This window comes from Rhodospirillum centenum SW (assembly GCF_000016185.1).
In the GTDB taxonomy this organism is placed as follows: domain Bacteria; phylum Pseudomonadota; class Alphaproteobacteria; order Azospirillales; family Azospirillaceae; genus Rhodocista; species Rhodocista centena.
The window spans coordinates 2,864,437-2,876,946 of sequence record NC_011420.2 but is presented as its reverse complement, the minus strand read 5'-3'; the positions used below and the strand labels follow the sequence as shown (position 1 = coordinate 2,876,946).

Sequence of the window (12,510 nt, the reverse complement as noted above, 5' to 3'; positions counted from 1 at the left end):
GACACGCTTCGATCCGGAGCCGGCCGCCCCCAGGGTGGCCGGCTCCGTCGCTTTCGGGAGGCCCCCGTCTCCGGGCGGTCCCGGCCATGCGGGGGATGCGCTGGACGCCCGGCACTGGCCGGGAGGATCATCCACCCCGGCCCCACGGCAGGGGCCGGGAACGGCCAAGGCAGGAAGTGATGCTGGACCACGCGCTGCACGATCTGCTGCACGACCATGGTGTCGCGCCGCACCCCGCTCTGCCGGCAGTCTCTCGCCCGGCAGCCGCTTCCCTGGCAGCGGCTACCCCGGCGGCGCAGGCTATCACCCCGGCACGTCCGCCCGCGCCGGTGCATCCGGCGGTGCTGGACGGGTTCCTCTCCCCGGCGCTGCTGGCGCTGGCGGCCGCTCCCCTGGTTGCGGTCAGCCCCGTGCTCTGGGCGCCGCCCTTCTGGGTGCTGGCCCTGATGATGCCGCGGGGGGACCGGCGGGCCTGACGGGGATCAGAAGCGGAAGTCCACCAGCACCGGGACATGATCGCTGGGCTTCGGCTCCCAGCCGCGGGCCTCCCGCAGCACCGTCGTGCCGGCCAGCGCCGGGGCCAGCGGCGGGGTGACCCAGACATGGTCCAGCCGGCGGCCGCGGTCGCTGGCGGCCCAGTCGGCGGAGCGGTAGGACCACCAGGTGTAGAGCTTCTCCGTCTCCGGCACGAAGCGGCGCACGGCATCCACCCAGCCCAGGGTGCGCTGCACCTGGGTCAGCTTCTCCACCTCCACCGGGGTGTGGGAGACCACGTCCAGGAGCTGGCGGTGGGACCAGACGTCGGTCTCCAGCGGTGCGATGTTCAGGTCCCCGACCAGGATCATGGGCCGGTCGGGACTGCGCTGTTCCGGCCACCAGCGGATCATCTCGTCCAGGAACTGGAGCTTGTGCGCGAACTTCTCGTTCACCGCCGGGTCCGGCACGTCGCCGCCGGCGGGGATGTAGAGGTTGTGCAGCTCGATCCCCGGCCCGACCGGCAGCGTGGTGGCGATGTGGCGGCAGTCCTCCCGCCCGCACCAGTGCCGCACCTCCCGCGCGCCCAGCTCCAGCCGGGACAGGATCGCCACCCCGTTGTAGCTCTTCATGCCGTGGATGTGGGCGAAGCGGTAGCCGCGCTCCGCCAGTTCCCGCAGGGGGAACGTGTCGTCCACGGTCTTCGTTTCCTGCAGGCAGACGACGTCCGGGGCGTGCTCGTCCAGCAGCCTCAGCAGCAGCGGCAGGCGCAGGCGGACGGAATTGATGTTCCAGGTGCAGAGGCGCACGGGCGGGACCCCGGAAGGACGGCGGGCGGCCTCAGCGGCCGGTCCGCTGCGGCGTCCGGTTTCCGGTGTAGAAGGCGTCGGCGTGGATGTCCACCGCGGCGATGCCCTTCTCCAGCAGCAGCGGCACCGTCCCCTCCACCATGGCCGGCGGGCCGGCCAGATAGGCCTTGAAGCCGGACAGGTCGGCGAAATCCGCCACCGCCGCCGGCCCGACATGGCCGGTGCGCCAGGGACCGGGGCCGGCCGGTTCGGACAGGACGGGGACGAAGCTCAGGTTCGGGTGGCGCTGTCCCAGGGCGGCGAAGTGTCCGTCCAGATACAGGTCGCGCGCCGTCCGCACCCCGAAATAGAGGTGCAGCGGCCCGGCATGGCCGCGCTCCAGCGCCGTTTCCACGATGGACTTCACGGGCGCCAGGCCGGAGCCGCCGGCGATGGCCAGGATCGGGCCGCGGTGCTCCGGCTTCAGGGTGGCGTCGCCCAGGGGGCCGCTCAGCACCACCCGCTCGCCCGGCCGCAGATGGCGCACGGCATAGTGGGCGGCACCCGTGCCCTGCCCGGCGTCGCGGATGTGGAACTCCAGATGCGGCTCGCCGGGCCGGCTGGCGATGGAGAAATCCCGCGCCGGCAGTCCGGCGAAGCCGACGCGGGCATACTGGCCCGCCTGGAAGTCGAAGGGCCGCCCGTCTGCCGGCACCAGCCGCACGATCCGCACGTCGGGCGTGGCCTGGATCAGCTCGCTGACCGTGAAGGTCCGCTCCTCCGCCAGCGCCCCAGCCGGGCCGTTCGCTCCGGCCGCCACCATCGTCCCGCCCATGGTTCTCCGCTCCATTCCCATCCCTGCGATATGGCGGGACCGGCGGCGGGATCAAGGCCGGGGCGCGCCCCGCCTCTCAGGCGGTGGTCAGCGTGGGGATACGGTCCAGCTCGTCGCTCAAGGCGGTCGTCAGGGTGGCGATGTCCCACTTCGCCTGGAGGTTCAGCCAGATCTCGGGCCCGTTGCCGCACAGCTTGCCCAGGCGCAGGGCCATGGCCGGGGTCACCGCGGCGCGCTCGGACAGGATCGCGTGCAGGGTCTGCCGCGACACGCCCAGATGCTCCGCCATCTCCGACACGGTGATACCCAGGGCCGGCAGGATATCCTCCCGGAGCAGTTCACCCGGATGCAGCGGCGGAAGGGCGGTGGACATTGTGGGTCTCCCTAATGGGAAATACTCGCACTGATATGGATACGGACGCAGAGCGTCTGGCATTCCTAGTGGTAGTCCTCGATATCGACGTCCACGGCGTCGACTCCATCCCAGCCGAAGGTGATCCGGTAATTTCCCGATACCCAGATCGACCAGCGCCTGGGTGTCCCGCTCAGACAATGGAAACCGTATCCGGGCAGGTTCAGGTTCTCTGGCATCCCAGCGGCGTCCAAGGCGGATAACTGGCGTCGCACTCGCGCGTGGTTCTGAACCGGGAGCTTCCGGCCGTCAGCCTGCTCCCAGTAAAGCGCCAGTGCCCTGCTTCGGAACGACCGGATCATCTGTAATGTATGGCTTTACATTCCGAAGATGTCAAGTCGTGCTTTACACCCTCCGCCTCACCGCCCCCGTGCGGCCTCACCGCCCCCGTGCGGCGGCGTGGTCGCGGACGGCCGCGCCGAAGGCGGCCAGCAGGGCGGTGGAGGCCGGGTCGTCGCGGAAGCGCCATTCCGGGTGCCACTGCACCGCCAGCGCGAAGGGCGCCCCCTCCACCCGCACCGCCTCGATCAGCCCGTCGGGGGCCGTTCCCTCCACCACCAGGCCCGGCGCCAGCCGGTCGATGCCCTGGGAATGCACGGAGTTCACCCGCAGCTCCCGCCGGCCGGTGATAGCCGCGAGCCGCCCCTCCGGCGCCAGCGCCACGGTATGGGCGGGGCCGTACTGCACCTCCACCGGCGCGTCCTTGTCCTCGCGGTGGTCCATCATGCCCGGCACCTCCTGCACCCGCGCATGCAGGGTGCCGCCCAGGGCCACGTTCAGTTCCTGGAAGCCGCGGCAGACCGCCAGCAGGGGCACGCCCCGCTCCAGGGCGCGGCGGATCAGCGGCAGGGTGGTGGCGTCGCGCGCCTCGTCATGCGGGGGCGCTTCCGTGCCCGGCGCACGGCCGTAGGCGGCGGGATGCACGTTGGACGGGCTGCCGGTGAAGAACAGGCCGTCCAGCCGGTCCAGCAGGGCGTCCACGTCGTACCAGTCCCCCAGCGCCGGCAGCACCAGCGGCAGCGCCCCCGCCCCTTCGCTGACGGCGCGGACATACTTGTCCCCGACGACATGGAACGGATGCTGCCCCAGGGTGCGGGCGCAGGCGGGGATGCCGACCGGGGGCCGGATGGTGGCCGGTCGGGACGGGGCCGGTCGGGAGGGGCTCGGGGGGATCGGCAGGCTCATGGGGACCGTCTCGGAAAGCGGGATGGCGCGTCCCGAGTGTGCGCCAGCCCCCGCCGGAACCGCAACGGTCCGGAAAGACGGACGGTCAGTCCCGCTCCCGCCGGCGGGTCGGGTCGCGGAAGAAGAACTGCTCGTCCTTCAGCTCCACCCCGGTCTCCGGGGACAGCAGGGAGATTTCGGTGGTCAGCCCCTGGGCGTCCAGCACCCGCCACTTGCGCAGGGCGAAGGGCCGTTCCTCGAACACCAGGGTCAGCCGGCCCAGGGCGGGGTCCTTGGTCTGGGCCAGGGTCACCTCCAGCACGCCGCCGTCATGCGCCACCTCGGTGACGGTGACATCGCCGGACAGGCTGATCTGCGGGCGCAGCAGGAAGTCGGCCAGGGTGCTGCCGATCGGGGCGTTCGACTGCTGCTTCAGCTCGGCGTCCCAGAAATAGACGAAGCGGCCGTCGGCGACGATGAAGTTGCCGACCGGCGGGTCGTAGTCGATCCGCATCCGCCCGGGCCGCGCCAGGGCGAAGGTGCCCTTCACCGAGCTGCCGTCGTCCGCGACCTGGAGGAAGCGGGAACGCAGGGTGCCGATGCCGTTCAGATACGCCTCCACCCGCGCCAGATCGGCCGCGACCTCCGGCGTCCGGGCGACCTCCGATGCCGCCGGGGCGGCCCGGGCCGGGGCCGCCGGCACGGCCAGGGCGAGTGCCGCGGCGGCGACCGTCGCGGCCAGCAGGGAGCGGACCGTTCCGGGTCGTGCGGTCGGGGTGATCCCAGTCGGGGAGAGAATGGTCTTCATGCGGGTATCGTGGCCGGGCATCGTGGCGGGATTGCGGACGCGGACCCCGACACGGCGCGGCGCATTGGCAGAATGGAGGGGCGGTGGAAGAATGGAGGGGCGGCCGCGGCGGGTCAACCGCCCCGACCAGCCGCCCAGGGCACTGAACTCATGTGACAGCGGGTGACAGATTGCGGAACTGCTGATTCTGTGGGCCGGTGTTATCGGACGGCACGGGATCGGCGTCATGGACGAGGACGATTGGGGTTCGAAGTCGCGGCTTCGGGTGCTTTTGGAGCATTTCAGCCGGATAGAGGACCCGCGGGATGAGCGGCGGATCCTGCATCCGCTGCCGGAGATCCTGCTTTTGGTGGTGTGCGGCACGATGGCGGACTGCGACGACTACGAGAACATCGCGGCCTGGGGTGCGGCGCACCTGCCGTTCCTGCGTCGGCATCTGCCCTACGCGCACGGCGTTCCCGGCGAGCGGTGGCTGACGATCCTGATGAACCGGATCGATCCGGCGCTGTTCTCGGCCGCCTTCACCGCGTGGGTACGTGCGACCTTTCCGGGGCGGGCCGACTTCGTCGCCATCGACGGCAAGACCTCGCGGCGCAGCCACGACCGCCGCGCCGGGACCGCGCCGATCCACCTCGTATCCGCCTTCGCGACGACCTCCCGCCTGGTGCTCGCCCAGGAGGCGGTCCCCGACAAGGCCAACGAGCTTGCGGCGATTCCGGTGCTGCTCGATCGGCTCGGCGAGAACGGCGGGCTGGCCGGCGCCCTCGTCTCCATCGACGCCATCGCCACCAACCCGACCATCGCCGCCGCGATCCGGGGCCAGGGCGCCGACTACCTCCTCGCCGTCAAGGCCAACCAGCCCACGCTGCGCGCGGAGCTCGAGGCGGCGTTCGCCGTCGGCGACGGCGCTGACCACCACCACGACCTCGACAAGGGGCACGGCCGGGTCGAAGAACGCCACGTGAGCGTGATCCGTGAGGTCGACTGGCTCTCCGGCACGCGCCGGTTTCCTGGGGAGATGCGCCTGCCCGACGTCGCCGCCATCGTCCGCGTCCACACCACAGCCCACATCGCCGACCGGACGCGGACCGACACCCGCTACTTCATCTCCTCCGCCCCGCTCACCGCCGAACACGCCGCCGACGCCGTCCGCGGGCACTGGGGCATCGAGAACAGGCTGCACTGGGTGCTCGACGTCCTCTTCAAGGACGATCTCTCGCGCTTGCGAACCGGCCACGGTGCCAAGAACATGGCCGTCGTCCGCCACTTCGCCCTCAACCTCATCCGCGCAGCCAACGACCAAAAGTCGCTCAAGACGCGCCGAAAAATGGCCGGATGGTCGGACGACTACCTCGCCTCTCTCCTCAACCCCGCCATCCCTTAACTTGGATTCGAAGCCCTGACCAGCCGCCCGCGACCGGCCCTGTCCCGTCCGGGTCAGTTCACCCGTTCGGTATCGTCGATGTCGCGGGCCAGGACCTCGCGCTTGCCGACATGGTTGGCCTTGCTGACGACGCCTTCCTTCTCCATCCGCTCGATCAGCCGCGCGGCGCTGTTGTAGCCGATGCGCAGATGGCGCTGGATGAAGCTGGTGCTGGCCTTGCGCTCGCGCGTCACGATGGCGACCGCCTGGTCGTACAGGTCGCCGCCGCCGGCCCCGCCGCCACCGCCCGCGCCCTCGTCTCCGGCCGGTCCCGCCTCCTCCTCGTCCTCGGTCACGGCCTCGACATAGTTGGGCTCGCCCTGCGCCTTCAGGAACTTCACCACCTGCTCCACCTCCTCGTCGCGGACGAAGGGGCCGTGGACGCGGGTGATGCGGCCGCCGCCGGCCATGTAGAGCATGTCGCCCTGGCCCAGGAGCTGTTCCGCCCCCTGCTCGCCCAGGATGGTGCGGCTGTCGATCTTGCTGGTGACCTGGAAGCTGATGCGGGTCGGGAAGTTCGCCTTGATGGTGCCGGTGATGACGTCCACCGAGGGGCGCTGCGTCGCCATGATCAGGTGGATGCCGGCGGCGCGCGCCATCTGGGCCAGACGCTGGATCGCGGCCTCGATGTCCTTGCCGGCGACCAGCATCAGGTCCGCCATCTCGTCCACGATGACGACGATGTAGGGCAGCTCCGTCAGGTCGATGGGCTGTTCCTCGAAGATCGGCTTGCCGGTATCGGGGTCGAAGCCGGTCTGCACCCGGCGGGTCAGCACCTCGCCGGCCTCCCGCGCCTCCTTCAGGCGGGCGTTGTAGCCGTCGATGTTGCGCACGCCCAGCTTGGACATGGCGCGGTAGCGGTCCTCCATCTCCCGCACCGCCCATTTCAGCGCCACCACGGCCTTCTTGGGGTCGGTGACGACGGGGGCCAGCAGGTGCGGGATGCCCTCGTAGATGGACAGCTCCAGCATCTTCGGATCGACCATGATGAAGCGGCAGCGGTCCGGCGGCAGCCGGTACAGCAGCGACAGGATCATGGTGTTGATCGCCACCGACTTGCCCGAGCCGGTGGTGCCGGCGACCAGCAGGTGCGGCATGCGGGCGAGATCGGCCACCACGGGGCCGCCGCCGATGTCCTTGCCCAGCACCAGGGCCAGCTTCTGCGGGCTCTTCTCATAGGCGTCGGCGGTCAGCAGCTCGCGCAGATAGACCGTCTCGCGCCGCTGGTTCGGCAGCTCGATGCCGATGACGTTGCGGCCCGGCACCACGGCGACGCGCACGCTGACGGCGCTCATGGAACGGGCGATGTCGTCGGCCAGACCGATGACGCGGCTGGACTTGGTGCCGGGGGCCGGCTCCAGCTCGTAGAGCGTCACGACGGGGCCGGGGCTGACCTTCACGATCTCGCCGCGGACGCCGAAATCCTCCAGCACGCCCTCCAGCAGGGTGGCGTTGCGCTGCAACCCCTCCTCGTCCAGGGCCGCGGACTGGCCGGCCGGGGGAAGCTGCAGGATCTCCACCGGGGGCAGCTCGTACTCCCCGGCGTCGGGCTCCTCCAGCGGCAGCGAGGGATGGCGCTGCTTCTCCGGCCGGCGGAGCGGGATGACCGGCGCCGGCCGCGGCGTCACCACGGGCGCCAGCCGGGGCCGCCGGGGTTCCTCCGTCTCCTCCCCCGCCGCTCCGGTTTCCGCCGTGACGGGCGGGGCCGGGCGCTCGACGCGGGGAATGGTCAGGCCGGGCTCCATGCGCTCGGGACCCCGCTCGGGCCGTGGCGGCGGCACCGGGGTCAGGGCCGGCGGTATCCGTCGCACGGGCCGCGCCGGTTCCGCCTCCGTACGGGCGAACAGCCCGCGCAGCCGGTCGCCCAGATCCTCCCGCAGTCCGCCCGCGGCCGCGCTGGCGCGGGCCGCCAGCCCGCTGAGGCCACCCAAGCCGCCTGAAGCCAGCCCGGCCAGCCCTGTCCCTGCCCGTTCAGTTTCCGGCCGTTCCGGGGCGGCCTGCTGCGCCGCCGGGGCGGCGACCGGCCGGCGCGGCGCGGAAGGCGTGCGGGGCTGCTCCACCTGCCGGCGCTCGCCCAGCCGGCGCAGCCCGGCCAGGACCCCCCCGGTCTGTACGCCCAGGGCCGTCAGCAGCATCCACAGCGCCGGCACGGCGGCGACCAGCCCCAGCAGCCCCGGCGGGACGCCGACACCGGCAGACAGCAGCGGCAGCCGCACCTGGTTCAGCAGGATCAGCCCGACGCTGCCCCCCATGGCCCCGCCGGCGGCGAACGACAGCCCGGCCAGGGCGACGCCGGTCAGCAGCACCGAGCCCAGGCCCAGCGGCACCCGCAGCGCCCAGCGGTCCGGCGGCCGGTGCCGTGCCACCGACAGCCCCCAGCCGGCGATCAGGGCGGCGATCAGATAGGCGGACAGGCCCAGCGTCTGCACCAGGATGTCGGCCGCATAGGCGCCCGGCAGGCCCAGCCAGTTGCGCACGATCGTCGTGCCCGCGGGCACGGCGGTGTTCCAGGACGGGTCCGCCGGGGTGTAGCTGGCGATGGCGCCGGCCAGGGCCGCGCCCACGCCCACCGTCAGCAGGCCCGCCAGTTCCACCAGCCGCGCGCGCAGGAAGCGGGCGGCACCGTCGGGCAGCAGGGCGTTCCGGTTCCGCCCGGGCACGGCGGGGCCGGTGCCGCGGCCGGGCGGGACGCCGCGGGGATTGCTGCCGCGGGGGGCGGGGCGGGTCGCGGCCAGTCTCGGGTTCATGCTGTCATCCAGGGAAAGGTCGTCGCCGGTGGGATCGGGCTGGTGGGGTCGGGGTGCAGGGCATCGGAACGCAGGCTGTCGGGCTACGGGTCCAGTCGTCAGGCAATCCAGTCGTCAGGCAATTCAGTCATCAGGCGGTCCAGGCAGTACGCGCGTCCGGGCCGCTGCCGGGGTCCGGCGTTTCTGTTCCGGGCGCGGCGCCGCGCCGGCCCCCGCCCGGGGGTCCGCACCCCGGCGGGCGTCAGCCCAGCAGGCGGGCGATCCGCTCGCAGGCGCGGGCCACGGTCTCCGCGTCATGCACCAGCGCGACACGGACATAGGGCCGGCCGCGGTTGCCGCCATCGGCATCGGACCGCGACAGGTAGGCACCCGGCAGGACGCGGATCGCCGCCTCCCGCCACAGGGTCCGGGCCGCCGCCTCCCCGTCGCCCACGTCCAGCCACAGGAAGAAGCCGCCCGGCGGGCGGTAGAACCCGAACCGCCCGGCCAGGACGGAGTCTGCCGCATCGACCTTGGCGCGGTAAAGGCGGCGGTTCTCCTCCACATGCGCCTCGTCGCGCCAGAGCGCCGTGGCCGCGGCCAGGGCCGGCAGCGGGGTGCCGGCACAGGAATAGCTGCGCAGCCGGGCGAAGCGCTGCAACAATCCGGGGTCGCCGGCGATGAAGCCGGAGCGCAGGCCGGCGGCGCTGGACCGCTTGGACAGCGAATGCAGCACCACGAGACCGGCCGTGCTCCCCGTCTCCCGGGCCGCCTCCAGCGCGCCGGGGGGTGCCGCCCTGTCCCAGATCTCGGCATAGCATTCGTCCACCGCCAGGACGAAGCCGTAGGCGCGGGCCAGCGCCAGGGCCCTGCGCAGATAGTCCAGGTCGGCCACGGCGCCCTGCGGGTTCGCGGGCGTGCAGAGAAAGAACAGCGCCGTGCGCTCCAGCACCTCGGCCGGGATGGCGTCCAGGTCCGGCAGGAACCCGGTATCGGCGAAGGCCGGCAGGAACACCGGCTCCGCCCCGGCCATGGCCGCCGCCCCCTCGTACACCGCATAGAACGGGTCGGGGATCAGCACTGCCGGCCGGCGGCCGGCCCGGCGCTCCGGCACGGTCAGCAGCGGCAACTGGAACAGCGCCTCGCGCGTGCCGGCGACGGGCAGGATGCCCGTTTCCCGGTCCACGAAGCCCGGCGGCAGGGCATAGCGCCGCTCCAGCCAGTCGCCGACGGCGGCGCGGAATTCCGGCGTGCCGGCCACGGGCGGGTAACGGCCCCAGAGACGGGCGTTCGCCTGCAACGCCTCCGTCAGCAGGGCCGGCGGGGCGTGCTGCGGTTCCCCCACGGCCAGGCTCAGCGGTTCCAGGTTGGCGCGCGGCGGCACACCGGCCAGCAGCGCGGCCAGCCGGGTGAAGGGATAGTCGGTCAGTCCCTCAAGCCGGGGGTTCCCCGTCGGCATCGGGGCCTGCGACGGCGACGCGCCGGTCATCTGCGGTCATCCACGGGCGATGCGGGGAGCAGCGGGTACGAAACGAAAACGAGTTTACCCGGGCGGGCGCCGGGGCACAAGACCGGGGCGCCCGGAAAAGCCCTGCCGAATCCGTCGCTTGTGGACAGTTGCTGAGAAAAGCGTTGAAAACTGCGCTAACCCATTGATCCGATTCACGAAATCGCGCCGGAAACGGGGTATTCCCTGTGGATAAGTGACGGGAAAACGGCCGCAGGGGCCTGGATTCCCTGTAACCCCCGCTTAAGGATCGGGCCGGTGGCGGCATGCAGGGCCGACCGCCCGAGGCGATGCCGGCGGCCCGAGGCGGCAAGGAGAGGCCGCAAGGCGGAGCGATACGGAAAAGGGGCAGCGCCGCCGGGTGGCGGCCGCATCTGCAGCCGGCCCCGGGACCCTGCCCCTGGTTTGCCCGTCGGGCTGCCTGCGGCAGCCGGATCAGAGCGCGTCCGCGTTGGACTCCCCGGTGCGGATGCGGATGGCCTGGGCCAGTTCCAGCACGAAGATCTTGCCGTCGCCGATGCGGCCGGTGTTGGCCGCCTTCTGGATGGCCTCCACCACGGCGTCGGTCAGGTCGTCGGTCACGGCGACCTCGATCTTCACCTTGGGCAGGAAACTGACCGAGTATTCCGCGCCGCGGTAGATCTCGGTCTGGCCCTTCTGGCGCCCGAAGCCCTTCACCTCGGACACGGTCAGGCCCTGGATGCCCAACCCGGTCAGCGCCTCGCGGACCTCGTCGAGCTTGAACGGCTTGATCACTGCCATCACGAGTTTCATCGGGCTCCCCTTTCGTTCCTCGGGCCTTGTTCCGCCGGGCCGGTCTCCGCATGAGGGTCCGGCCGCTCGGAAACCATGATACAAGAAGCGTGCCGCGCCTGAAGGTCCAACCTTCCAGCGCATCCGTTCCGGGCCTTCCCCACCCGTCGGCTTAGCGATGGGCAGGTGCTGCACAATTCTTGTGCAGACGGGCCGGATTTCCACCCTGAAGGCGGTCGATCGGGACAGTCCCGGAGGTGTGCGGGGACAGGTGCCGTCGGCCCACTGGACAATCGGCTCCGGGTGACCGACTTTCCTTCGCATGGATACCGTCGCCTCCCCCTCCTCCGTCGCGTCGGACGCTTCCGACGCGGTCACGACCGAAGTCGCCATCGTCGGCGGTGGCCTTTCCGGTCTCACCCTGGCCTGCGCCCTGGGCAGCGCCGGCGTGCCGGTCGTCGTGATCGACCGCGACCCGCCGTCGGCGCAGATGGCGCCGCACTTCGACGGCCGCACCACCGCCATCGCCTACGGCTCGGGCAAGGTGCTGGACGGGGCCGGGGTGTGGCCCTATCTGGCGGACGAGGCGGGACCGATCCTGGACATCCGCGTCACCGACCAGAACGCGCCCCTGTTCCTGCACTACGACCACCGCGAGGTGGGGGCGCGGCCGTTCGGCTGGATCGTGGAGAACCGGGTGATCCGCCGCGCCCTGATGCGCCGGCTGGCGGAGCTGCCGTCGGTCACGCATCTGGCGCCGGTCGCCGTCTCCGGCCTGGACCGCTCGGGTCCCCGCGCCACGGTGCGGCTGGCCGACGGCCGCACGGTGCGGGCCCGCCTGATCGTCGGCGCCGACGGCAAGAAGAGTCTGTGCCGCGAGGATGCCGGGATCGACACGCTGAGCTGGAGCTACGGCCAGCACGCCATCATCACCAACATCGAGCATGAGCTGCCGCACGGCGGCACGGCGGTGGAGCTGTTCCTGCCGGCCGGGCCGTTCGCCATGCTGCCGCTGACGGGCAACCGCACCTCCATCGTCTGGTCGGAGCGGGCGGAACTGGCGCCCTGGTATCTGAAGCTGGGCGAGGCCGCCTTCACGGCGGAACTGCAGTCCCGCGTGGGCGACTGGCTGGGCCGCATCCGCCCGATCGGGCCGCGCGCCTCCTACCCGCTGGGGCTGATGCATGCGGAACGCTACGTGGACCGCCGGCTGGCCCTGATCTCCGAGGCGTGCCATGCCATGCATCCGATCGCCGGTCAGGGCCTGAATGTCGGGATGCGCGACGCCGCCGCGCTGGCCGAGGTCATCGTGGACGCCCACCGGCTGGGCCTGGACCCCGGCGCCGCCGATGCGCTGGACCGCTACCAGCGCTGGCGCCGGGTGGACACGGTCTCCCTGCTGGCGACCACCGACCTGCTGACGCGGCTGTTCAGCAACGACATCGCCCCCCTGGCGCTGGCCCGCCGGCTGGGGATGAAGGCCGTCAACGACCTGCCGCCGCTGAAGCCGCTGAAGCGCCTGTTCATGCGCCATGCCATGGGCGTGGTGGGCGAGCTGCCGCGGCTGATGAAGGGAGAGGCGCTGTAGCTCCTCCCGGCCCGCCGGTCATTCCCGCGATG

12 protein-coding genes are annotated in these 12,510 nt (G+C 71.9%); 3 read left to right on the top strand and 9 right to left on the bottom strand.

The features are described 5' to 3' along the window. Nucleotides 1-179: 179 nt before the first annotated feature. The gene (locus RC1_RS13360) at nt 180-476 is read left to right on the top strand and encodes a hypothetical protein (RefSeq protein WP_041785364.1); all 297 of its coding nucleotides are present in this window, start codon (nt 180-182) and stop codon (nt 474-476) included. Nucleotides 477-482: 6 nt separating this feature from the next. Here the strand turns inward: RC1_RS13360 and RC1_RS13355 are convergent, their stop codons facing one another. The 6 genes from RC1_RS13355 to RC1_RS13330 all read right to left on the bottom strand — a co-directional run bounded on the left by RC1_RS13355 (nt 483) and on the right by RC1_RS13330 (nt 4,481). Next, complete coding sequence (locus RC1_RS13355) at nt 483-1,283, bottom strand: exodeoxyribonuclease III (protein WP_012567944.1); 801 nt, start codon at nt 1,281-1,283, stop codon at nt 483-485. A gap of 31 nt (nt 1,284-1,314) precedes the next feature. Beyond that, nucleotides 1,315-2,097, bottom strand: a complete 783-nt coding sequence (locus RC1_RS13350; RefSeq protein WP_049766718.1) for a ferredoxin reductase domain-containing protein — start codon at nt 2,095-2,097, stop codon at nt 1,315-1,317. A 76-nt stretch (nt 2,098-2,173) separates the two neighbouring features. Beyond that, nucleotides 2,174-2,470 (bottom strand): HigA family addiction module antitoxin, encoded by a 297-nt coding sequence (locus RC1_RS13345; RefSeq protein ID WP_012567943.1) that lies wholly within the window; start codon nt 2,468-2,470, stop codon nt 2,174-2,176. A 65-nt stretch (nt 2,471-2,535) separates the two neighbouring features. Next, complete coding sequence (locus RC1_RS22645) at nt 2,536-2,811, bottom strand: type II toxin-antitoxin system RelE/ParE family toxin (protein WP_012567942.1); 276 nt, start codon at nt 2,809-2,811, stop codon at nt 2,536-2,538. Nucleotides 2,812-2,887: 76 nt separating this feature from the next. Further along, entirely contained in the window at nt 2,888-3,694 is an 807-nt protein-coding gene (locus RC1_RS13335) for a gamma-glutamyl-gamma-aminobutyrate hydrolase family protein (RefSeq protein ID WP_012567941.1), read from the bottom strand. 85 nt (nt 3,695-3,779) lie between these two features. Continuing rightward, the gene (locus RC1_RS13330) at nt 3,780-4,481 is read right to left on the bottom strand and encodes a LolA family protein (RefSeq protein ID WP_148213456.1); all 702 of its coding nucleotides are present in this window, start codon (nt 4,479-4,481) and stop codon (nt 3,780-3,782) included. Nucleotides 4,482-4,707: 226 nt separating this feature from the next. Between RC1_RS13330 and RC1_RS13325 the strand changes: the two genes are divergently transcribed. Further along, complete coding sequence (locus tag RC1_RS13325; RefSeq protein WP_012567939.1) at nt 4,708-5,865, top strand: ISAs1-like element ISRce1 family transposase; 1,158 nt, start codon at nt 4,708-4,710, stop codon at nt 5,863-5,865. Between the two features lie 53 nt (nt 5,866-5,918). On the opposite strand, the gene RC1_RS13320 is transcribed toward RC1_RS13325, so the two are convergent. The 3 genes from RC1_RS13320 to RC1_RS13310 form a co-directional block, all read right to left on the bottom strand. Further along, entirely contained in the window at nt 5,919-8,651 is a 2,733-nt protein-coding gene (locus RC1_RS13320; protein ID WP_012567938.1) for a DNA translocase FtsK, read from the bottom strand. Between the two features lie 241 nt (nt 8,652-8,892). Next, on the bottom strand, nt 8,893-10,119 hold the full coding sequence (locus tag RC1_RS13315; protein ID WP_012567937.1) for an aminotransferase class I/II-fold pyridoxal phosphate-dependent enzyme: 1,227 nt from the start codon (nt 10,117-10,119) through the stop codon (nt 8,893-8,895). Nucleotides 10,120-10,572: 453 nt separating this feature from the next. After that, entirely contained in the window at nt 10,573-10,911 is a 339-nt protein-coding gene (locus RC1_RS13310; protein WP_012567936.1) for a P-II family nitrogen regulator, read from the bottom strand. 301 nt (nt 10,912-11,212) lie between these two features. Between RC1_RS13310 and RC1_RS13305 the strand changes: the two genes are divergently transcribed. Next, nucleotides 11,213-12,478 carry a UbiH/UbiF/VisC/COQ6 family ubiquinone biosynthesis hydroxylase gene (locus tag RC1_RS13305; protein ID WP_012567935.1) on the top strand — a complete coding sequence of 422 codons (1,266 nt, stop codon included), beginning with the start codon at nt 11,213-11,215 and terminating at the stop codon, nt 12,476-12,478. Nucleotides 12,479-12,510: the final 32 nt, after the last annotated feature.